The 21544-nt window shown below is 41.8% G+C and carries 20 protein-coding genes and 1 pseudogene; 14 read left to right on the top strand and 7 right to left on the bottom strand.

All coding sequences use genetic code 11. The annotated features are described in order from the left end of the window. Positions 1–116: 116 nt before the first annotated feature. The 3 genes from FTU05_RS09385 to fadB all read right to left on the bottom strand — a co-directional run bounded on the left by FTU05_RS09385 (position 117) and on the right by fadB (position 4545). Positions 117–836, bottom strand: coding sequence for a hypothetical protein (locus tag FTU05_RS09385; protein WP_180066934.1), 720 nt, complete (start codon positions 834–836; stop codon positions 117–119). A gap of 370 nt (positions 837–1206) precedes the next feature. Then, a complete protein-coding gene (fadA, locus tag FTU05_RS09390) occupies positions 1207–2379 on the bottom strand; it encodes an acetyl-CoA C-acyltransferase FadA (RefSeq protein WP_168379008.1) in 1173 nt (390 codons plus the stop codon). 12 nt (positions 2380–2391) lie between these two features. Then, the gene (gene fadB, locus FTU05_RS09395) at positions 2392–4545 is read right to left on the bottom strand and encodes a fatty acid oxidation complex subunit alpha FadB (protein WP_078190473.1); all 2154 of its coding nucleotides are present in this window, start codon (positions 4543–4545) and stop codon (positions 2392–2394) included. Positions 4546–5016: 471 nt separating this feature from the next. Between fadB and lpxO the strand changes: the two genes are divergently transcribed. Beyond that, positions 5017–5931: a lipid A hydroxylase LpxO gene (gene lpxO / locus FTU05_RS09400; protein WP_078190472.1), complete on the top strand. Its 915-nt coding sequence runs from the start codon at positions 5017–5019 to the stop codon at positions 5929–5931. Between the two features lie 257 nt (positions 5932–6188). On the opposite strand, the gene FTU05_RS17900 is transcribed toward lpxO, so the two are convergent. Further along, complete coding sequence (locus FTU05_RS17900; protein WP_257230103.1) at positions 6189–6314, bottom strand: hypothetical protein; 126 nt, start codon at positions 6312–6314, stop codon at positions 6189–6191. On the opposite strand from FTU05_RS17900, the gene FTU05_RS17905 reads away from it, so the two are divergent. The 3 genes from FTU05_RS17905 (at position 6313) to FTU05_RS09410 (ending at position 7989) form a co-directional block, all read left to right on the top strand. Beyond that, on the top strand, positions 6313–6819 hold the full coding sequence (locus FTU05_RS17905; RefSeq protein WP_257230104.1) for a protoglobin domain-containing protein: 507 nt from the start codon (positions 6313–6315) through the stop codon (positions 6817–6819). The genes FTU05_RS17900 and FTU05_RS17905 overlap by 2 nt on opposite strands. Further along, positions 6774–7394 carry a GGDEF domain-containing protein gene (locus FTU05_RS17910; protein WP_257230105.1) on the top strand — a complete coding sequence of 207 codons (621 nt, stop codon included), beginning with the start codon at positions 6774–6776 and terminating at the stop codon, positions 7392–7394. The genes FTU05_RS17905 and FTU05_RS17910 overlap by 46 nt, the downstream gene beginning before the upstream one ends. A 181-nt stretch (positions 7395–7575) precedes the next feature. Continuing rightward, positions 7576–7989 (top strand): PH domain-containing protein, encoded by a 414-nt coding sequence (locus FTU05_RS09410; protein ID WP_180105498.1) that lies wholly within the window; start codon positions 7576–7578, stop codon positions 7987–7989. Positions 7990–8042: 53 nt separating this feature from the next. Here the strand turns inward: FTU05_RS09410 and FTU05_RS09415 are convergent, their stop codons facing one another. Then, on the bottom strand, positions 8043–9089 hold the full coding sequence (locus tag FTU05_RS09415; RefSeq protein WP_180165107.1) for an AAA family ATPase: 1047 nt from the start codon (positions 9087–9089) through the stop codon (positions 8043–8045). A gap of 178 nt (positions 9090–9267) precedes the next feature. Between FTU05_RS09415 and uvrC the strand changes: the two genes are divergently transcribed. From uvrC to pgsA, 3 genes are all read left to right on the top strand, one after another. Next, positions 9268–11067, top strand: coding sequence for an excinuclease ABC subunit UvrC (gene uvrC / locus FTU05_RS09420; protein WP_180010641.1), 1800 nt, complete (start codon positions 9268–9270; stop codon positions 11065–11067). 136 nt (positions 11068–11203) lie between these two features. Further along, the gene (locus tag FTU05_RS09425) at positions 11204–11998 is read left to right on the top strand and encodes a thioesterase family protein (RefSeq protein ID WP_180165115.1); all 795 of its coding nucleotides are present in this window, start codon (positions 11204–11206) and stop codon (positions 11996–11998) included. Between the two features lie 104 nt (positions 11999–12102). Next, entirely contained in the window at positions 12103–12690 is a 588-nt protein-coding gene (gene pgsA, locus FTU05_RS09430; protein ID WP_078190467.1) for a CDP-diacylglycerol--glycerol-3-phosphate 3-phosphatidyltransferase, read from the top strand. 829 nt (positions 12691–13519) lie between these two features. On the opposite strand, the gene FTU05_RS09435 is transcribed toward pgsA, so the two are convergent. Beyond that, entirely contained in the window at positions 13520–13789 is a 270-nt protein-coding gene (locus FTU05_RS09435) for an oxidative damage protection protein (protein WP_078190466.1), read from the bottom strand. 27 nt (positions 13790–13816) lie between these two features. Beyond that, a complete protein-coding gene (argH, locus tag FTU05_RS09440; protein ID WP_171319324.1) occupies positions 13817–15247 on the bottom strand; it encodes an argininosuccinate lyase in 1431 nt (476 codons plus the stop codon). On the opposite strand from argH, the pseudogene FTU05_RS09445 reads away from it, so the two are divergent. From FTU05_RS09445 to FTU05_RS09475, 7 genes and pseudogenes are all read left to right on the top strand, one after another. After that, positions 15238–16391, top strand: a pseudogene (locus tag FTU05_RS09445) (sensor histidine kinase). The gene argH and the pseudogene FTU05_RS09445 sit on opposite strands and share 10 nt — an antisense overlap. Before the next feature lie 53 nt (positions 16392–16444). After that, on the top strand, positions 16445–17185 hold the full coding sequence (locus tag FTU05_RS09450; protein ID WP_180012128.1) for a LytTR family DNA-binding domain-containing protein: 741 nt from the start codon (positions 16445–16447) through the stop codon (positions 17183–17185). Positions 17186–17280: 95 nt separating this feature from the next. After that, positions 17281–18198, top strand: coding sequence for a hydroxymethylbilane synthase (gene hemC, locus FTU05_RS09455; RefSeq protein ID WP_218950642.1), 918 nt, complete (start codon positions 17281–17283; stop codon positions 18196–18198). Positions 18199–18201: 3 nt separating this feature from the next. Beyond that, complete coding sequence (locus tag FTU05_RS09460; protein ID WP_180165109.1) at positions 18202–18981, top strand: uroporphyrinogen-III synthase; 780 nt, start codon at positions 18202–18204, stop codon at positions 18979–18981. After that, positions 18978–19820: a hypothetical protein gene (locus FTU05_RS09465; RefSeq protein ID WP_180007023.1), complete on the top strand. Its 843-nt coding sequence runs from the start codon at positions 18978–18980 to the stop codon at positions 19818–19820. Before FTU05_RS09460 ends, FTU05_RS09465 begins: the two co-directional genes overlap by 4 nt. A gap of 6 nt (positions 19821–19826) precedes the next feature. Further along, positions 19827–21020, top strand: coding sequence for a heme biosynthesis protein HemY (locus tag FTU05_RS09470; protein WP_180105495.1), 1194 nt, complete (start codon positions 19827–19829; stop codon positions 21018–21020). Positions 21021–21029: 9 nt separating this feature from the next. Beyond that, entirely contained in the window at positions 21030–21455 is a 426-nt protein-coding gene (locus FTU05_RS09475) for a thioesterase family protein (protein ID WP_180165111.1), read from the top strand. Positions 21456–21544 lie beyond the last annotated feature (89 nt).

A 21544-nucleotide genomic window follows, 5' to 3' on the forward strand; every position in this document is an offset into this window, starting at 1 on the left:
GGTGATCAACTCAACACTTACTTTACTTAAACTAGAAAAAGAGAACCATTTTTGAGCTAGTCAGGCTGTATTTGTACTTAGAAAATTCGACCAATTAAATATGATTATACTCTGATTTAAGGCTGATAAATAAAGCCCAAAGCTTTTAGAGGCAATTGAATGATGTCGATTGTGAGTGTTAAAGGTAATAGTGGTAATTCTGCCAATTTTTCCTGCCCTGACTTTTTAACATAGCCACTTTGGTCTTCGTAATGCTGGATACGGATCTTATAGGGATGGCTTAAGGGCTTTAAATCTGCGGCATTCGCAACTTTTGGGTAAACCGTACCTGCAATTTCTAAATTAAAGAGATGATCTTGCTGTTCTGCCTTTGAACAATCACATGGTGCTACGCCATATTGGTTGAATAATGCCCTTTCCGTAGGACTTAGTGTTCCATTGGGAGGCGCATAATAAAATTTAAAGCTTCCGCTAAATTTAGTGCTGTTCGGGCTCGGAGAATTAAAGTCAAGTTCTCGATGGAGACGAATATATTGTGGATTGAGTTGGCTAATCAGTTGAATAAAATCAGCACCGCCTTTATTGATCACATAGCTGTATTTATTGCCTGCGACTACGATGCTATCGATTGGTTCATTGGGTATTGCTTTAGCAGGTTTGCCAAATGCGATCACATCATCTTCAAGGATTGTTCTCCATGCATATTTTGTTTCGTATTTTTGAAACAGATCACGGGAGAGTTCACCGATTTGATTATTTGTAACGCAAGCTGTAAGAAAAATAAAAGTGCTTAGGCAGCTCATCTTTATGAGGTAGTGAAGTCGTTTATTTATCATTGTTATGCATATTTAAGTTTTGGTTCAGGCCTTACCATAATTCAAAAATCGCTGAAAATCGAGAATTAACGTTTTAAATTTTAAATATGCTAAGACGTTTTTTTAAGGGTTGTTTAGCACGGTTTATTGCTGAAGATTTTTGAACAAAATTTACTTCACAATGGACATTCCCTCTCCTTTTAAGGAGACTTGCGCAGAATACCGCTCAGGGAGAGGATTTATATGAAAAATTTCCCTCATCCTCTTGTGGCGCATGCTGCTCATCCCAGAGGGAGAAGGAGCTTCCAGTATGTATTCATGAGAGTTTAGTTAACAAATAAAAAACCCCGCACTAAGCGGGGTTTCTTTTATCTCAGTATTTAACTAAATATTAAACACGTTCGATAATAGTCGCGATACCTTGACCAAGACCGATACACATCGTCGCAAGACCGATTTGTGTATCTTGCTGTTCCATCACGTTCAGCAAAGTCGTTGTGATACGCGCACCAGAACAACCCAATGGGTGACCCAATGCAATCGCACCACCGTTCAAGTTCACACGGTCTTGTTGGTCATAAATGCCTAAGCCTTTAAGAACAGACAAACCTTGCGCAGCGAACGCTTCGTTCAATTCAAACGTTTGGATGTCTGCGATAGACAAGCCAGCACGTTTAAGCGCTTTTTGAGTTGCTGGTACAGGACCATAACCCATGATCGCAGCATCACAGCCTGCAACTGCCATAGAGCGAATCACAGCACGTGGCTTAAGACCTAAAGCTTGAGCACGTTCAGCAGACATCAGCAACATTGCAGAAGCACCGTCAGACAAAGCTGAAGATGTTGCAGCAGTTACCGTACCGCCTTTCGGATCGAATACTGGACGTAACGATTGGAATGCTTCAAGGTTTGCATCAGGACGAATCACTTCATCGATATCGCACAGGATTTTGAAACCATTTGCATCGTGACCTTCAACGCCCACGATTTCATTTTTGAAACGGCCTTCTTGTGTTGCAGCCCAAGCACGGCGGTGTGATTCAACACCAAACGCATCTTGTTCTTCACGCGAAATACCGTTCATACGACCTAACATTTCAGCCGTTAAGCCCATCATGTTAGACGCTTTTGCATAGTGCTTAGACGCTTCAGGGTTGATGTCGATGCCGTGCATCATGCCAACGTGACCCATGTGTTCTACACCACCAATGATGAAGATATCACCTTGGTTGGTTGCAATTTGCGCAGCCGCTGTGTGGATTGCTTGCATAGAAGAACCACAAAGACGGTTCACTGTTTGACCTGCAACAGTACGTGGTAGGTCTGCTAACAATGCAATGTTACGACCAATGTTCATACCTTGCTCTAGGGTTTGGTTTACACAGCCCCAGATAACGTCTTCAACTTCATTGGTATCAAACTGGTTACGAGCAACAAGCGCGCGTACTAATTCAGCAGATAAGCTGTCAGCACGTACGTTACGGAACATACCATTTTTGGTTTTACCCATTGCTGAACGTACGCCATCAACGATGACAACGTCACGTGGATTTAAAGTAGCCATTCACGTTGCTCCTTAACCGTAGAATTTTTTGTTGTTAGCAGCCATGTCACGCAACATTTGTGGCGCTTCATAAGCCTTACCTAAATACGCATATTTGTCGCAAAGCGCTACGTATTCAGCGACACCTGTTTGGTCGATGTAACGGCATGGACCACCACGGAATGGAGGGAAACCTACACCCATGATCATCGCCATATCTGCTTCAGCAGCAGTCGCTACGATGTTGTCTTCTAGGCAACGAACAGTTTCGTTACAGAACGTCAGCATCATACGGTCAATGATTTCTTGAGCGTCAAATTCACGTTTTTCCGCAGTTGCAACAGAAGCCACAAGTTCGTAAGCCACTGGATCAACCACTTTGGCTTTCTTACCTTTACGGTCAAGTTCGTATTTGTAGAAACCAACGTCATTCTTTTGACCAAGGCGTTTGTTTTCGTACATGGTTAAAGTTGCGCCTTTGTAGTCTGGCTTCATGCGGTCAGGGAAGCCTTCTGCCATTACTTCCGCACCGTGTACGCCTGTGTCAATACCCACAACGTCGATGAGGTAAGCAGGACCCATTGGCCAGCCGAATTTTTCCATCACTTTATCAACTTGCTGGAAGTCAGCTCCGTCTTTCAGTAGAAGGTCAAATGCACCGAAGTAAGGGAACAATACGCGGTTTACCAAGAAGCCCGGGCAGTCATTGACAACGATTGGTGTTTTACCCATTTTCTGAGCAAGAACTACAGTGGTTGCAATCGCTTCAGCAGACGTCTTTTCACCACGGATCACTTCAACCAATGGCATCATGTGAACTGGGTTAAAGAAGTGCATACCAACAAAGTTTTCAGGACGTTGTAGGTTTTCAGCCAAACGTGTGATTGAAATGGTTGAAGTGTTAGACGCAATGATCGTGTTGTCACGAACATTTTTCTCAGTTTCAGCAAGTACAATGCCTTTTACTTTTGGATTTTCAGTCACCGCTTCAATCACGATGTCCACTTCTTTAAACTCGTCATAGCTTAAAGTTGGACGGATGCGCGCAAGAGTTTCACCCATTTGTGCAGGCTTCATTTTCTTACGTTCAACTTGTTTAGTCAGTAAGCCATTTGCTTCTTTCATACCCAAAGCAAGTTGTGGGTTACCAATGTCTTTCATGATGATTGGTGTGCCTTTGCTTGCCGCTTGGTAAGCAATACCACCACCCATGATACCTGCGCCTAGTACAGCAGCTTGGTTGACAGGGTGCGCACCTTTTTCATATTTCTTCGAGGTTTTCTTCACAATTTGGTCGTTAAGGAATAAACCAATTAACGCACCTGCTTGTGGAGTCACAGCCGCTTTAGCAAAACCTTGCGCTTCGATTTTCAATGCTTCATCACGTGGAAGGCTAGCACCTGCTTGTAATGAGTCTAGAAGAAGTTTTGGCGCTGGGTATTGAGCAGGGTTTGCTTTTGCAAGCACTGCACCTTTCGCTGTATTGAATGCCATCATTTGTTCAAGCATGTTCAATTTAACAGGATCTAATTTTTCTTGGCGTTTTGCTTTCCAGTCTACACGGCCAGCAATCGCTTGTTTCACAAGGTCAATTGCAGCGTCTTGTAGTTTGTCTGCAGCAACAACTGCATCAACAGCACCGTCTTTGAGCGCAGCAGCTGGCTTTTTCGGCGCAGCCATTGCCATCCATTCAACCGCATTGTCGATACCAATCACACGGCTTAAACGAACCGTACCACCAAAACCAGGGTAGATACCCAGTTTGATTTCTGGAAGGCCAACTTGTGCAGCTTCTGACATCACACGATAGTCACACACTAAGCACATTTCAAAACCGCCGCCCAATGCCATACCATTGATTGCAGCAACTTTAGGAACGTTTAGATCTTCAAACGCATTGAAGATGTCGTGAACAGGCAATGCCCAATCCACAATCGCTTGTTCGCCTTGAGCGAAGTTTTCACCGAATTCAGTGATATCTGCACCCACGATAAATGTAGATTTACCTGAAGTAACGATTAAACCTTTGATGTCACCGTTTGCTTTAACAGCGTCAATTGCAGCTTTAAAATCTTCAATTGTTGCGCGGTTAAATTTGTTGACCGACTCACCTTGTAAGTCAAAGCGGAATTCTGCAATTCCGTCCGAAAGCATTTGGACGGTAATGGCATTGCCAGCGTGGATCATGCCTGATCTCCTTTATTTTGGAGGACTTCTAAGTTGATGTTGTGAAGCGAGTACGCGGTTCCTGCGTACACTTTATGCCTCGCTAATCTTACGATAACTATATCTAAAAAGAACATAACAAGTTGTATCAAGCCGTGACGCTAGGGTCATCAAAATTTCTTTTGGAAATAGCCTTCGGATCTGCCTTTAAACGCTATCGTTCTGATTAAATATGTTGAAGCTTATGTTTCAGTTCACATTTTTTTATAAATGTAAGCTATAGATTGAGATGCGAAAGAAAAATTCAAGAAAAAAGCAAGTGTATTTTTCGGCAGAATAGTCAATTCACTTTTACCATTGTCATCCATCTTTGCTGAGACACAGTGTTCTATGCTGCTTATTTAAGCGTCACTGAGCACTATGCTATACTCGCCGCGTTCTCAAAAGTTAATTTTTCATTAAGCACAATGCTTATTAGCACCAGGTCCTCATATGATTAAGTGGATTATCCTGGCGGTCTTTGTCATTTCTGCGTTTTATATCCAGCAACGCGGTAAAGTCCGTCATTCATTTTATCGTCAGTTTTTTGATCATTCGACATTGCTCGCACCGATCAATTTTCTCATGTACATGTTTTCAAAAGTGCCGAGCCAACCCTATATCGACACGCAGCATTTTAAAGATTTAAAAGTCTTAGATGAAAACTGGGAAATGATTCGTGATGAAGCCAAGGCCTTATATGAAAAAGGTGGCATCAAAGCATCGAGTACTTATGATGACCTTGGATTTAACTCGTTCTTTAAAACAGGTTGGAAACGCTTTTATTTAAAATGGTATGACTCAGCCCATCCTTCGGCTGCTGAACTTTGCCCAAAAACTACGGCTTTATTAAAAAACCTACCCACCATTAAAGCCGCGATGTTTACCGAGTTGGCGCCCGACAGTCGTTTAGTCCGTCATCGTGATCCCTATGCCGGTTCATTGCGTTATCACTTGGGCTTATTGACGCCGAATGATGACCGTTGTTTTATTGATGTCGATGGTCAGCGGTACTCATGGCGTGACGGTGAGAGTGTGGTGTTTGATGAAACCTATATTCACTATGCTGAAAATAAAACGGATCAGAACCGGATCATTTTCTTTGCAGACGTTGAACGGCCATTAAAGTCCAAGTGGATGGAAGCTTTTAACCATTGGTTTGGTAAAAATGTCATGACTGCTGCGAGTTCACCGAATGAAAGTGGTGATAAAACGGGTGGTTTAAATAAAGTGTTTGGCTATGTCTATCAAATTCGCATAAAAGCCAAAGCCTTGAAAAAAACCAATCGTTCACTGTATTACTTTTTAAAGTGGTTCCTAATGTTGGGGCTGTTCTTCCTGATTTTTGTACGTCCATATTTATTTTAAAAGTGGAATAAATATTGAAAAAATGCGCCCTTTGGGGCGTTTTTTTATGCTGACAGTCAGCGAAATATCAGTTATCGTGCAAGCAGAATAAAAATAATCATGCAGAGCAAATCTGCAAAAAAGCAGAAATAGCGTTAGCCAAAATAAGCCAGAACCAGAATAAGCCAGAAAAAGTGAGCCAATAGACGAGGAATATGATGTTGATGTCCGAACTTAAGCCCATGCAAAACCGTTGAGCTGAAAGAAAAGTGTCATCATCAGTGATAGCCAAAACCCAAAGGTGAACGGTGGAAGCTTTGCATGCAGGCATGAAGACCTACTGCATAGAAACCCAGTGTAAACGCTTGAAGGGATTGATTTGGCGGGAAGGGTATCCAATTCATGAAAGCAACCAACCAAACATTGATGCATCAAATGCATATTTCGATGCAAGATATAGAACGACGTAAACAGTTGCTTGGCTTGACTGATTTAGAGCTAGCGGAACTGGCTTCGATTGGTGGGATTGTGGCGCCGATACTCGACAGTATGGTCGATGAATTTTATGAAAATCAAACCTCAATTCCTGAAATTGCCACTCTGATTGGTGATCTTGATACCTTGAAGCGTTTGCAACGCGCGCAGCACCAGTATTTATTGGACTTATTTTCTGGGCGCTATGACAGCGCTTATGTGAATAACCGTTTACGGATTGGTTTGGTTCATAAGCGCATTGGTGTAGAGCCTAAGTTGTATCTCTCTGCGGTACATACCCTAAAGACTATGTTGTTCCGCTTAATTCAGCGTACCTTTAATGATACGGAACAGTATCAGCGGATTTTAACACCTTGGAAAAGCTCTTTATGTTCGACACTACATTGGTGGTGGAAACCTATGTATGGAGTTTGATTAATGAGGTGAAGATCTCCCGTGAAAAAATGGAACAGTATGCGCATGCGCTAGAGTTTCGTGCACAAGAAATGGAAGAACTTTCACAGCGCGATCCATTAACAGGACTCTTAAATGTCCGGCATTTATCGACCTTATTGACCAGTATTTTATATACCGCACAGTGTAATCATGAACCTGTAACAGTAGTGTTTATTGATATCAATGATTTTAAAAAGATCAATGATGAACAAGGTCATCCACGTGGAGATCAGGTACTACAAACGGTTGCTGCGGCCATAAAGTCGGTTGCACGTTTAGATGATCATTGCTTCCGTTATGGCGGAGACGAATTTTGTTTGGTCTTGCCTGGTTGCAGTGAAAAGCATGTGGAAGGGAGTTTTATCCCGCGATTACTTGAAACCGTGGAAGAAATGGAAAGTGGCTTGAGTTTGAGTATTGGGCTGTGCCAAACAGACCATCAGCAAGGCTATGTAGACGCCATGAGCTTGGTACAACAAGCCGATGCAAAAATGTATCAAGAGAAAAAGAATTATAAACGTTTGCAGGAACAACCCATGTCGAAAGAAGCGTGATTCGAGCGTAAAGAACGCCAAAAATAACAATAGATGACTAGCGAAACTTGAGCGAAATGGATCTCCATATTCTTGAAAATAATGTGATAAGTATGCTTATTTCCTGCAAAAAATAAAGCTGAAATAGCAGATGCATCCTGCAAAATCTTGTATAGAATAAAAGCAGTTGATGGGGGATAAGATGCAAGTTTTTCGTTCAAAAAAAGATTGGTGGGTGGTGGCGTTTATTGTTTGTATGAGCGGTTTACTCATTCAATTATTACTCACCATGCAAGCCAAAGGCACGATGCAACAATATCCTGTTCATACCGCGGTGTATATTTTGACGGTATTACTGCTGTGGTGGCCAATATTCAATACACGTTATCAAATTTCCGCTACAGAATTAAACATCCGTAGCATGTTTCTACGTTGGCAGATTCCTTTGCAGGATATCCAACGCATCAGTGCAAGTCAGGATTTGTCTGCGGCACCTGCGCTTTCCATTAAACGGTTAAAAATTGAATATCTTCGAGATGGCAAAACCAAATTTGTCATGGTTTCACCGAAAGATCCGCAAGCTTTTGCTAAAGCGATTGGTGTTCCAATCCAATAAATATAAGAATGCTGAATAAAGGTATGTGAGCATGCCTTTTAAAGACCAGTGAATTATTTAATAATAACCAATTGCCCAAGTTGTGCATCTAGGTGTATTTTAGTTTGTTCGGGATGATTCAAAAAATACACCGCCAAAATAGGCTCAAGCTCGACCCGCATTTTTCGTGCTAAATGTCGTGCGCCATAACGAATATCATGGTTCTGATAAAAATGTGCTTTGGCTGCATCTGTGAGTTTGATACTGCGTTTTTGATGTTGTAGGCGTTGATTAAGTTTTTCCAGTTCAATCTCCACCAAACGGGGCAAGGCATCATCTTGAACGGGTTGATATTGCAATACACGATCAATACGGTTAATAAATTCAGGGTCGAATTTACGTTGCATGACTTTTTCAATAATGCTGCTGACCGGCACGCGCTTGAGACAAACCTTTTGTATTTTTTCGGGCAAAAAATTTAACTTATCTAGATATTGCTGTGCCGCTTGTGCACCGACATTGCTGGTCATAAAGATCATACAATTACGAAAGTCGATGGTTTTTGTACCTGAGGTTAGGGTTAATTTTCCGCTATCTAGCACATTCATTAAGCCGCGAAGCACTTCGGTTGACGCTTTTTCCAGTTCATCAAAAAGCACGATGCCCGGACGGGTATGACTACCTGCAATGGCAACTTCATCAAATAAACTATGGCCTTCTTTAGAACCGACATAGCCCGGAGGCGCACCAGTAATGGCAGCCGCATAATGTTCCTGTGCGAGCGTGTTCATATCAATACGGCAAAAGGCATCAGGTCGGCCATAAATCACTTCACTGATTAAACGTACAGTTTCGGTTTTACCAACACCTGTCGGTCCAAGCATTAAAGTTACACAGAGCGGTCGTTCAGGACTGGAAAAATCAGCCTTGACCACATGCAGCATTTTTTCAATTTCGTCTAATGCTGCTTCTTGTCCAATGATCCGTTGCTTTAAGCGTTGCATAACGTCATGCGGTTCAAAATGAAAACGCGGCTTACCCATCAAACGGTTTTTTTCAGCAGTGCTCTGCGTCGAAGTTGTCGGGTGTACGACATGGATGGCGGGATTGGCGTTCGTCATGCATCATGTTCCTAAAGCGTGATGTTTTGAGCATAGCAAATTTAGAATTTTGCATTAATAGCTTTTAGCAATCAGATCATTGCTATGAGCAACAATAAATTTGCGGGATTGCTTGAAAATGCAGGTAAAAGCATCACATCATGTCAAAGAGCAATATCGAAGACGGAACAAGGCAAAAGTGAACGAAAACGCACGCGAACATATTGAAAAAATTCTTGCCAATATGACGACTCTACCCGGTGTTTACCGCATGCTGGGTAAAGACGGTGAGTTGCTGTACGTGGGTAAAGCAAAGAATTTAAAAAATCGTGTGTCGAGTTATTTTGTGAAAACCATTGAGCATCCCAAGACACAGGCTTTGGTTGCCCGTATTTATGATATTGAAAGTTTGGTGGTGCGTTCTGAAACGGAAGCCCTATTGCTCGAACAAAACCTGATTAAGTTGCATCGTCCGCCGTATAACATCATGCTGCGTGATGATAAGTCTTATGTTTATATTTTTATCTCTGCCGATAAACCCTATCCACGAATTGCCGCAGGACGTGGGAAAGGTAAGCATCAAGCTGGTAAGTTTTTTGGGCCTTATCCGAGTGCTTATAACGCGCGTGATACTTTGGTGGTGCTGCAAAAACTGTTTAATGTGCGTCAGTGTGAAAATAGCTATTTTTCGCAGCGCAAACGACCATGCTTGCAATACCAAATTAAACGCTGTTCCGCGCCTTGTGTGGGTTTGATCTCACCCGAAGATTACAAAGAAGATGTCAATAACTCGATTCGGTTTTTACAAGGCGACACTAAAGAGCTTAATCAAGAGCTGATTGGGAAAATGGAAGCTGCGGCCGAAGCACTCGAGTTTGAAAAGGCGGTGTTTTATCGTGATCGTATGGCGCTGCTGCGTGATGTGCAAACTCAGCAAGCGATTTATAAAGTCAAAGGTGAGGCTGATATCATTGCCATTGCTTATCAAGCCGGTGTGACCTGTGTGCAAATCATGCATGTGCGCAATGGCAAAATGCTCGGCGGAAAGAGTTATTTCCCTGATATGCAGGGTGATGATCTAGGTCAAATGCTCTCGGACTTCATTGCCAATTTCTACTTTCAAGTTGCAGATGAGATTCCAACTGAACTCATCATCAATGTCGATATTCCAGATCGCAAAGACATGGAAGATGCACTACATCAGCACTTTGATAAAAAAATTCAAATCAAACATAAAGTGCGAGAAACTCGTGCCGAATGGCAAGAGCTTGCACAAATGAATGTGCAGCATGCGATTAAAGGTAGACTGGCTGATCATTTTGAATTGAATGAACGTTTTCATCAGTTAGAACAAGTGGTAGGGCGACCAATTGACAGTATTGAGTGTTTTGATATTTCTCATACCATGGGCGAGGCAACCATCGCGTCTTGTGTGGTCTTTGATGCTGGAGGTGCAAGAAAGCGCGACTATCGCCAATTTTCCATCAATGACATCACCGAAGGCGATGATTATGCTGCCATGCGTCAAGCGCTGACCCGCCGCTATAAAAAGCATATGCTGCCCGATTTGCTATTAATTGACGGGGGTAAAGGTCAATTACACATGGCGATGGAAGTCATGCAAGAACTCGAGCTTGACGCCTTTATGGTCGGGGTGTCCAAAGGTGAGGGGCGTAAACCAGGTTTGGAAACTTTGCACTTTACCGATGGTGAAAAAATTCAATTGCCCGAAGACCATAAAGCCCTGCATTTGATTCAACAGGTTCGTGATGAAGCCCACCGATTTGCCATTACCAAACACCGAGCGAAACGAGATAAAAAGCGCGGCTCATCGGTACTTGAGGTGATTCCGGGCTTAGGGCCAAAACGTCGTCGGGATCTGTTGACCCATTTTGGTGGCATTCAGGGGGTACTCAAAGCTTCTGAAAATGATTTAAAACTAGTGCCGGGCTTAGGCGATGTGATGGCACGTACCATTTATAAAATTCTGCATGAATAGCGCGAACTAAGCCCAATCGATGACGCATCAAGTCTGAATTTGCCAAAATGCTCATTGACGCATGAGTCACTGATCATTCACATCATTTGATTTTTATACAATGATATAAAAATCAAAAATATGATCAGGGATGATGATGTCACTCGCACAGTTGTATCAACATATTGAACACAATGAATGGGTTGAGATTCCAGAAGGATGGTTGCAAGGACGTACGATCTATGGCGGCTTAGTGGCTGGCATGATGATGCACAAAGCCGTTGCCATCATTGCAGATCCGCAGCGACGTTTACTCAGTTGTAATGTGACCTTTGTTGGGCCAGTACAATTGGCGCCCGTGCGTTTAAGTGCGGAAATTTTAAGACAGGGCAAATCCGTCACCACCATTGAAGTTCGACTTTGGCAAGATGATGCCGTACAAAGCATTTTATTGGCGAGCTTTGGTGTTCCACGTGAATCAAGCATTGCCGTCAATCAGGAGCGTCAAGCACCCAATTTTCCTGAAGTGAGCAGCTTAAAGATTGCCGAACATCATCCACTTGCACCACAGTGCTTTCAGCAAATGGATTTGGCCTGGGTAGATGGGCAGTATCCGTGTACTGCAAGCAAAAAGCCTGACTTTAGTGGTTGGATGCGTTTTAATCCAGAACGCCACGATAATCGTAAGATGACTGTTGCTGACCTAATGGTCTCGATGGATATGTGGCCGCCCGGCGTGCTGCCTATGTACAAAACCATGGCGCCTGCGAGTTCTTTAACATGGACATTGACCTATGTGCATCCCTTGCAATCAAGCTTGCGTAATTGGTTTAAATATAAAGTATTTACCGACTATGCCGCGGATGGCTACGCCACGGAATATGCGCATTTATGGGATGAAAATAACCAGTTGATAGCGATTGCGCGACAGACTGTTACGGTGTTTGCCTAGTGACACTGCGGGGCATTTCGTATAAAGTGAGTGCAACTAACGATGGATAAATCCTCAAATTATTTTGCATTTTCATCGTGCATGAGGGGAAAACTGGGGTGTCTATGACAACAGGTCGAATCCTGAATATTCCTAATATTTTAACATTGGCACGAATTGCTTTAATTCCTGTGTTTTTGTTGGTGGCGTACTGGCCACCTGCAATGGGCGTGGGTGAGCATGCTGCAAGCATGTCACGTCATATATTGCTGACTGCTATTTTTGTGATCGCAGCTGTCACTGACTGGTTTGATGGCTACCTTGCGAGAAGTTTAAATCAGACTTCAGCATTTGGACGTTTTCTCGATCCTGTAGCAGATAAGCTGATGGTCGCAACTGCGTTGATCGTCTTGGTGCAATGGCAACCGACCATTTCGATGGCCTTTGCAGCGATTGTGATTATTTCACGTGAAATTACAGTGTCTGCGCTACGTGAGTGGATGGCTGAATTAGGCGCACGTACCAGTGTTGCGGTTTCAACCGTTGGTAAATATAAAACAGCATTCCAGATGATTGCGATTTCAGTGTTCTTGCTGAATTGGCAACCCCTAGAAATGTTGGCGTATGGATTGCTCTATACAGCCGTGGTTTTAACGCTATGGTCGATGTTTATATATTTGAAAGCCGCATGGCCGTATTTAAAACAACCTTGATTTAAAAGTAAGTTATTAAAAGCTCCGTTATCGGGGCTTTTTTATTGCCGAGCTTTTAGAAAAAATTGAGGGTTTGTCTAGTTTGAACAGCGCTTCATTTGATTAGAGCTTGACGTTAAATGTGAGACGTTGGCGCAAATTTTGGATAAAAAAATTCCCAGATTTTGGGGGAAATCTGGGAAGGAAAATCGGGGTTACTTATCGCTATTATGGAAGATGTTTCCATCTCCTTGATTGCTATTATAGGAAAGCAGATTTAGAAATACATGGAGTTTATTGTAGTGTAATGTTGTGTTTTATTGAGAAATGTATCACAAATTTACATTAAGAATTTTTGATACAAATTGACCAATAACTTTGGTAGGTTTTGTTTGGATTTAAACGATAAAAATCGATATATGTAATGGAAAAAATACAATTAACATTATTTAAATAATAAGTTCATTTATTTAAGTTTAAATAAAATTGATCAATGGATAAAAGATTTTCCAGCAATGATGAAGATCATTTCTGAATGAAAGCTTACACAGACGTCATCTTGGTTTTGCGAAAATAGCAGTGCTCCGAAGCAAAAAAAGAGTCCTTTCAGACTTTATTTTGAAATTACGCGCTTCGCTTGTGTTGCGTAATTTTTAGAGCAATAAAAAAGAATCCCCAAGATTGGAGATTCTTTTCAATTAAAGCCTACGCACAGCATAGCTGCTTGTTTTGCGGCGTGGCGGAGCAGTGCTCCTGAGTACAAAAAAGGAGTCCCATTGGACTCCTTCATGACATTTGAAGCTACGCGCTTCGCTTGTCTTGCGTAATTTTTAGAGCAGCGCTCTAAAAATTACTCAGGCTTCAGCCCTTCGGCTTTTTCTAAAGATTCATCATTGCTGAAGAATTTTTCACGTTGCTCTTCAAGGAACTTTTTCGCGTCAGCTTCAAACACGTTTAAACGTTTTTCATTGATCAACGTCGTTTGGTGTTTTAGCCATTCTTGCCAAGCTTGTTTAGATACCGTATCAAACAATTCTTGTCCCTTTGCACCGGGGAATGGTGCAAAGTCTAAACCTTCCATTTCAGCCTGATATTTACGGCAAAAAACTTGTCGAGACATATCAATACTCCATTTAACTTGAAAAAGTTATGCGTAAAGTTTTTCTAAACGTGCATGCGCGCGTTCAATTGCTGCTTCAACTTGAGCAGGTGCAGTACCACCAATGTGGTTACGTGCATTGACAGATGCTTCGAGTGTTAAAGCTTTTTCGAAGACATCGGCCTGAATCAAGTCAGAGAACTGTTGAAGTTGCTCAAGGGTTAATTCTGAAAGGTCTTTGCCTTCTTGAACACCGAGAGCAACTGCTTTACCCACAATCTCATGTGCATCACGGAATGCTACGCCATTTTTAACGAGGTAGTCGGCAAGGTCAGTTGCAGTTGAGAAGCCACGCAGCGCTGCTTCACGCATGATGTCAATGTTTGGTACTAGTGCAGGAATCATGTCGGCAAATGCCATGAGTGAGCCACGAACAGTATCAATTGCATCGAATAGTGGTTCTTTATCTTCCTGGTTGTCTTTGTTGTATGCCAATGGTTGACCTTTCATCAGGGTCAATAGGCTCATCAAATCACCATATACACGGCCAGTTTTACCACGGATCAACTCAGGAACGTCTGGGTTTTTCTTTTGCGGCATGATTGAAGAGCCAGTGCAGAAACGGTCAGGAATGTTCACAAATTTGAACTGAGCCGATGTCCAAAGAATCATTTCTTCTGACATACGTGATAAATGCATCATGATGAGTGATGCCGCAGCATTGAATTCAATACCGAAGTCACGGTCAGACACAGCATCTAAAGAGTTTTCTGCAACGGCTTCAAAACCTAGTAATTCTGCAGTGAATGCGCGGTCGATCGGGTAGGTTGTTCCAGCAAGTGCAGCAGAACCTAAAGGCATGCGGTTGGTACGTTTACGGCAGTCAATTAAACGCTCTGAGTCACGAACCAACATTTCAAACCACGCCATTAGGTGGTGGCCAAAAGTCACTGGCTGTGCAGTTTGTAAATGCGTGAAGCCCGGCATGATGGTATTGGTATTTTTCGCCGCTAAGCCTAGGATGCCTTTTTGTAATTTTTTCAATAATTCTAAAATCGCATCGATTTCGTCGCGAACATACAGACGGATATCGGTTGCAACTTGGTCATTACGGCTACGACCGGTGTGTAGTTTTTTACCTGTAATACCGATACGTTGAGTCAAGCGTGACTCAATATTCATGTGCACATCTTCTAGGTCAATGCGCCATTCGAAGTTACCCGCTTCAATTTCTGCTTTAATGGTGTTTAAGCCATTAATAATATCGTCACGCTCTTGTTCAGTTAGAACGCCAACTTTTGCAAGCATGGTTGCATGTGCAATTGAACCTGCAATATCTTGTTTATAAAAGCGTTGGTCAAACTGTACAGATGCTGTAAATTCAGCAACAAAAGCGTCAGTAGCTTCGGAAAAACGACCGCCCCACATGCCTGAAGTTTGGGCTTGTGACGGATTTGAGGAATTAGAAGATGTGGTCATGTCGGCTCAATAAGATAAAAAGCATAGAACTGAGCAAGAGTATAGCAAATTCGAACCCAGTTGCCGAAGGGCAAGTTGATCAAACTTTTAGACAGGGTTTAGGTCTATGACAATTTCTGTATTTTCAGGAAAAATGGGCCGTTGGCACTATCTGTGGGAGCTGTTTCTTGCGGGCAATATTGTGGCTTTGGTTTTGGTCTTGGCCCAAGCTCAATCGTGGCAAGCCTTAAGTGTTTCCAGTGTCATGCAGCATGTGTTGTTTATTAACTGGATATTATTGGCATTTGCAGCATTTTCAGAGCTTTTGCAGAGCAAGACGCGTGGTTTAAGCATGAAAATGCTCATGTTTAGCGGGTTTGTTTTATTGCAAGCTTTGGTGTTATTCACCACCATAACTTTAAATGTTTTGATCTATTTTGGTGAAAATTTCAGTTTAGCTGGTTTGAGTGCAGACGTTTTAACTGCTGGTGTGGTTTTAAATCTGAGCTATGGGGTATTACTTGGGGCATTTTGTTTTCGATATTTATATTTAAGAGAACAGTGGGGTCGACAACATCATAGTGAATTAAACTCACGCATTCAGGCTATGCAAGCTCGGATTCATCCACATTTTTTATTTAATAGCTTAAACAATGTGATTAGCTTGATTGCGATTGACCCAGATAAAGCGGAGCAAATGCTACTGAATTTATCTCGATTATTCCGTGCAAGTTTTCAAGAATTGAAGTTGGTAAGTCTCAAAGATGAGATCGATCTGTGTCAGCGTTATTTGGCCATTGAACAAATGCGTTTAGGTGATCGGCTTAAGGTGGAGTGGAAACTAGAAGGTACTGAACAATACGCTCAAGTACAAATTCCACTATTAACTTTACAACCTTTATTAGAAAATAGTATTTTTCATGGAGTTGAAAAGATTTTGACAAAGAGTACGATAAATATATTGATTGAAATATTACAAAATCAAATTAATATCGTTATTACAAATCCCTATACACAGGATACAATTAAATTACGTCAGGGGAATGGTATTGCCATCGAAAACGTGAAACAGAGACTTGAGGCATATTATGGTCAGCATGTCACTTTTCAAACCTACGCAGGCGAGGGGATGTATACGACTGTGGTGCAATATCAATATAAATAGAAATCTCAGTTGACCAATAAAAATAAATGACGTTAACGAGATAAGGAGGAGAAATGGACATCCTAATCTGTGATGATGAGCCTCTAGCAGTAGAGCGATTGTCACGTTTAGTCACTCAACTTGGACATCAAGTGGTTGCGAAAGCTTCACATGGTCAACAAGCGATTGACTTGGCTCAAAGCCTCGAGCCTGATGTCATCTTACTAGATATACAAATGCCTGAAATGGATGGGTTGACTTGCGCGAAATTGTTGCGTGAATTAGACCCCATGCCCGCTATTATTTTTTGCACTGCATATGATCATCATGCACTTGATGCATTTAAATCGAATGCAGAGGGATATTTACTAAAACCAGTTATGCAACAGGAATTGCAGCAGGTTTTAGATCATTTAACTAAATTAACCCAAGCTCAATTGAGCACGATAAAACAAAAAGAAAATATGGACGAAATTAAAATCAGCCGCCATCAAATCGCGGCAAAGACTTATCGTGGTGTAGAACTGGTCCCTGTGGAAAATATTTATTATTTTCTTGCAGATCAGAAATATGTCACTGTTCGGCATAAAAATGGCAATGTACTTATTGATGAAACGCTGAAGGATTTAGAGCATGAATTTGGTGATCGCTTTATACGCATTCATCGCAATGCCTTGGTGTCTGTGAGCTTTTTAGATGGTTTGGAAGTCGTAAGCTCAGGGCAATATCAGGTGCGTTGTCGAGATTTAGAAGAGCGTTTGGCGGTCAGCCGTCGACATTTACCAAATTTACGTGAGCGAATACAAAAATTATAGGGCAAGGGTCAAAGCACATTGCGAATTAAGCTTGCATTTTCAACTGAGCAAGTTAAGTTTAGAATAATAGCCCTATAGACTGTATTTTAAAATTTATGAATATCCTTAAGATCGCAACTCGACAAAGCCCGCTTGCACTTTGGCAGGCGGAACATATTCGTGCACGCTTAGAAGCACTTCATGCAAATTTGAAAGTTGAGTTGGTGACCTTTGTGACCCAAGGTGACAAGATTCTAGATACCCCTTTAGCCAAAATTGGGGGAAAAGGATTATTTGTAAAAGAATTAGAAGCGGCGTTGTTGGATGGTCGTGCAGACTTGGCAGTTCATTCGATGAAAGATGTGCCAATGGCTTTGCCTGAAGGTTTAAGCTTGGCCGTGATTTGTGAGCGTGAAGACCCATTAGATGCTTTCGTTTCAAATACTTATAACAGTTTTGATGATTTACCCCAGGGTGCGAAGGTGGGGACGTCGAGCTTGCGCCGCAAATGCCAAATTTTAAAACAACGTCCAGACCTTGAAATTATTGATCTGCGTGGCAATGTGGGTACGCGTTTATCTAAACTCGATGCGGGTAACTATGATGCGATTATTTTGGCGAGTGCAGGGCTGAAGCGTTTGGGCTTAGCAGAGCGTATTCGTCATACTCTTGAGCCTGTTGTGAGTTTACCTGCAGTTGGACAAGGTGCATTGGGCCTAGAATGTCGTAGCCAAGATCAAGCTGTATTGGATTTAATTTTGCCCTTAATGCATGCAGAGACCAATTCTTGTGTACGTGCAGAACGTGCTTTTAATGCATATCTAGAAGGTGGCTGCCAAGTACCGATTGCAGGTTATGCAACCTTAGAAAATGGTCAGATTCATTTGGAAGGTCGAGTCGGTAGTGTTGACGGTCAAACCTTGTTGAAAGCACAGCAAGTAGGTCTTCCCGAACAGGCTGAACAGCTCGGTGTCAAATTGGCCCAAGACTTGTTAGCCCAAGGTGCCGGTGAAATTTTAAAGGCACTGTATTAATACATGCTTTTTATCAATACACGTCCGACAGATCGTGCAGCGCAGCTTAGCTTGACGCTGCGCTCTGCGGGTGTTGCTGTGGCTGAGCTTCCATTACTTGAGCTTAAGCCGCGGGCATGGTCAGAAGCATTGGCAGTGTGCTATGCCCAGTTGAGTGCTGCGGATGTATTGGTTGTGGTGAGCCCCTCTGCGGTCACCTTTGGTATGCAAGGTTTGCGTAAGGCAGGCATTTCACTTGAGCAGCTCGAACATATTCAATGGGTTGCAGTTGGTGACGCAACCGCAGCAAAACTGGCTGATTATGGCATTCACAGTGTCGTACCGCAGGTGGAAACCTCGGAGGGAATGCTCACCTTAAGCCATGTAGAACAATTAGAGGCCGGGGCTTGTGTTGCGTTTTGGCGCGGTGAAGGTGGTCGTCAATTTATGATGCAGCAGTTGCTAGCACGTGGCATTCAGGTTCTCAATTTTGTGCTATATGAACGGCATCTACCAGAAGAGACCATCCAAAAAGTAAAAACACTTATTTCTGAACATCAGTTGTCATCTCCATATTGTATGTTGATTACCAGTGAGGCCAGCTGGCTAAATTGGCTTGACTTGATTCAGTCGTATTTATCAGTGCTGAGTCATGCACATATTTTAGTTTTAGGTGTAAGGTTGTTCGAGCTACTTGAGCAAAGTCGTATAACACTGAACAAAGATTTTAAAATTATTCAACTCGAAGATTTAAACGCGACACACATATTGCAGCATGTGCAAGTCGTGCAGGGAAATACATGAAGAAGTTGTTTGTCGTTGTGGTCATTGTCGCCGTACTTTGGTTGGCTAAACTCAGTTTTGATCTATTCCAAGTCAATGCTCAACAAACCGAACTGATGCAACAACAAACTTTATTGCAACAGCGCAATGCAGGTTTGAATGATCAGGTCGTGGCTTTGAAACGCCAGTTGAATGGCACAACGACCGAGATGTCGGCTGCAACGACATCGAATGCTTCGATTGCTGCTGAGGCGACCCATAGTATTGAGCCAATGATGGTTGTGGGCCAGCAACTTGATTTGGTTGAATTTGCCATGCAGCAACAACAATTTGCTGTCGCCTTGGAAAAATTAAACCAATTAGATCAACAATTGGATCAGTTGAGCTTGGCACCTGCACTGCGTATGAGTTTGCATCAGGTGATTCAAAAAGATCGTGAGACCTTAAAGCAATATGTGACAGAGCGTCAGTTGCAATCTGATAAAGTGAAAAATACCCTGCAATCGATCGATCAATTGTTAGAAAAAGAAATATTAAAGCCCTATAGTTCTAAAGAGCAGCAAAAGGGTCTTTCTTTTTGGCAAAAATGGATTCAAGTCGAATCAGTCGAACAACCAAGTCCCGTATTAATGCAGCGTAGCTTGGTATTAAAAGAAATGCAGTTACGTTTAATTTTGGCTCAGCAAGTTTTAAATCAAGGACAATATCCTCAATTTCAACAAGAAATCACTGAAATTATGCAAATTATGCAGCAATTGCCAGATGCTTCATTAAAACCAATACGCCAACGTTTAGAACAATTAAAGGACATTCCGGTTATTTCTGTACCGCTATTAAATACTCGGGCACTCATAGGATAATCGACTATGAAACATATTTTATTGGCCTATTTATTTATTAGCTTATTGGTTGTTGCCATTATTAGTTTGCTGAGTTTTGGACATGGTGCAGGCTATGTCTATTTATACTGGCGTGAATGGCAAGTTCAATCTAATATTTGGTTTTTAGCATTATTGCTGGCACTACTGAGTTTGTTCGTGCAAATGCTTTGGTATGCGGTTAAACGCTATTTAAGTCGAGAACAGCGTAAATCTGAAACAGTCTTTAGTTTTAATAAACTACATCCCTATGAGCAATTGGCTGTCATTTGGCTTTTAAATGCTGCGCAAGATCAAAAAAACTTTATTCAGCAAGCTTTTACTGAGTCTGGATTATTAAAAGGGGTGATCGATGCGCGTTTATATTGGATTCAGCAACAATATGAAACAGCATTAAATGCATTAACTCAGACCAACCCAATGGCTTTTGAGCTTGCAGAATTGCAACGGATTGAAATTTATTTGTCTCAACAACAGGGTGAAAAGGCTTTAACGCATCTCGAATTTTTGAATCAACATGAATTATCGCCATGGTTGCAAAAAGTCAGCACGGCCTATGAGCAGCGTTTAACCACGCTATGGGGCATGTTTGCGTTGCAGTTTCCTTGGTTGTATTTGCGTTCGACACGTTATGGGCACTTAGATGAGCTGACAAAACAAGCTTGGTTGGAGCAACTATTATCTGCATTTGATCAAGCAGATGTCGATGACTTACAGCACCTAAAGCAGCGTTATTTGGATTTGCAAAATCAAATCACAGAGCGTAAATATGTGGTCAAAGTGCTTTGGTTAAAAGTCTTATCTCGTGTGCCAGAGATGAGTCAGGAACATGAGCAATTGGCTATTCATTTACTGGAACAGCAATTTAACAAAGAAGTGTTCTTTTTGTGGTTCCAGCAAAAAATGCTGAAGCAAAACCCTGACTATGTGGCTGTAGAACAGCAGATTCAACGTTGGGAAGAAAAGTATCCTGCGCTGCCTGTTTTTAGTTTTGCAAAATGGAATATTTACCAAGCGACAGCACGTCAAGCTGAAGCAGATGCATTGTTAGAATTATATCCAAATGATGTATTAATGAGTTATTTACGCATCAAGTCAGCCTTAAATCAGCAGGATGACTTGATCAAACAATTAAATTTAATATTTGAAAATAATGCCAATTTTATGGAAATTCGAATATAAGGACATTATATGCAAGAAGATTTAGCTCAATATTCATTGGTTCATACTCAACACGTCGCTTGGGGGGATATGGATGCTTTTGGTCATGTAAATAACGTGCATTATTATCGTTATATGGAAAGTGCGCGGATTGGTTATTTAGATCAGTTGGATATATTTAATCAGTCTGTGATTACGGTTGTGGCTTCAAGCCAATGTAAATATTTAAGCCCCGTGGTTTATCCTGATATTTTAAAAGTGGCAACGCGCGTTGAAGAATTAAGAAATAGTGCATTTCGTATGAGTTATATATTATGGAGTGAAAAGCAACAAAAAATCGTTGCAACAGGCGATGCAGTTATTGTGTGCGTGGATAAAACTACCCTACAAAAAACTTCAATTCCAGAAAGTATAAAGACTTTGTACACGACAAAAAAAGATAACTCATTGAAATAATGGCATAATACTTGTTTTCTGACGACGAATATGATGACACATTTCAATGAGTTACATCTCATCTTAAACAAATATCTAAAGTGGAACAA

Origin of the sequence: Acinetobacter sp. YH12049 (genome assembly GCF_013419875.1) — a bacterium.
GTDB lineage: Bacteria > Pseudomonadota > Gammaproteobacteria > Pseudomonadales > Moraxellaceae > Acinetobacter > Acinetobacter amyesii.

Coding starts and splice junctions, on each gene's coding strand:
- fadB (WP_078190473.1), bottom strand. CDS start 4,545: ATGATCCACGCTGGCAATGCCATTACCGTCCAAATGCTTTCGGACGGA.
- FTU05_RS17910 (WP_257230105.1), top strand. CDS start 6,774: ATGTTCGACACTACATTGGTGGTGGAAACCTATGTATGGAGTTTGATT.
- lpxO (WP_078190472.1), top strand. CDS start 5,017: ATGATTAAGTGGATTATCCTGGCGGTCTTTGTCATTTCTGCGTTTTAT.
- FTU05_RS09475 (WP_180165111.1), top strand. CDS start 21,030: ATGCAAGAAGATTTAGCTCAATATTCATTGGTTCATACTCAACACGTC.
- FTU05_RS09450 (WP_180012128.1), top strand. CDS start 16,445: ATGGACATCCTAATCTGTGATGATGAGCCTCTAGCAGTAGAGCGATTG.
- hemC (WP_218950642.1), top strand. CDS start 17,281: ATGAATATCCTTAAGATCGCAACTCGACAAAGCCCGCTTGCACTTTGG.
- FTU05_RS17905 (WP_257230104.1), top strand. CDS start 6,313: ATGAAAGCAACCAACCAAACATTGATGCATCAAATGCATATTTCGATG.
- FTU05_RS09465 (WP_180007023.1), top strand. CDS start 18,978: ATGAAGAAGTTGTTTGTCGTTGTGGTCATTGTCGCCGTACTTTGGTTG.
- pgsA (WP_078190467.1), top strand. CDS start 12,103: ATGACAACAGGTCGAATCCTGAATATTCCTAATATTTTAACATTGGCA.
- FTU05_RS17900 (WP_257230103.1), bottom strand. CDS start 6,314: ATGAATTGGATACCCTTCCCGCCAAATCAATCCCTTCAAGCGTTTACA.
- FTU05_RS09410 (WP_180105498.1), top strand. CDS start 7,576: ATGCAAGTTTTTCGTTCAAAAAAAGATTGGTGGGTGGTGGCGTTTATT.
- fadA (WP_168379008.1), bottom strand. CDS start 2,379: ATGGCTACTTTAAATCCACGTGACGTTGTCATCGTTGATGGCGTACGT.
- FTU05_RS09425 (WP_180165115.1), top strand. CDS start 11,204: ATGTCACTCGCACAGTTGTATCAACATATTGAACACAATGAATGGGTT.
- FTU05_RS09385 (WP_180066934.1), bottom strand. CDS start 836: ATGATAAATAAACGACTTCACTACCTCATAAAGATGAGCTGCCTAAGC.
- FTU05_RS09415 (WP_180165107.1), bottom strand. CDS start 9,089: ATGACGAACGCCAATCCCGCCATCCATGTCGTACACCCGACAACTTCG.
- FTU05_RS09460 (WP_180165109.1), top strand. CDS start 18,202: ATGCTTTTTATCAATACACGTCCGACAGATCGTGCAGCGCAGCTTAGC.
- argH (WP_171319324.1), bottom strand. CDS start 15,247: ATGACCACATCTTCTAATTCCTCAAATCCGTCACAAGCCCAAACTTCA.
- FTU05_RS09470 (WP_180105495.1), top strand. CDS start 19,827: ATGAAACATATTTTATTGGCCTATTTATTTATTAGCTTATTGGTTGTT.
- FTU05_RS09435 (WP_078190466.1), bottom strand. CDS start 13,789: ATGTCTCGACAAGTTTTTTGCCGTAAATATCAGGCTGAAATGGAAGGT.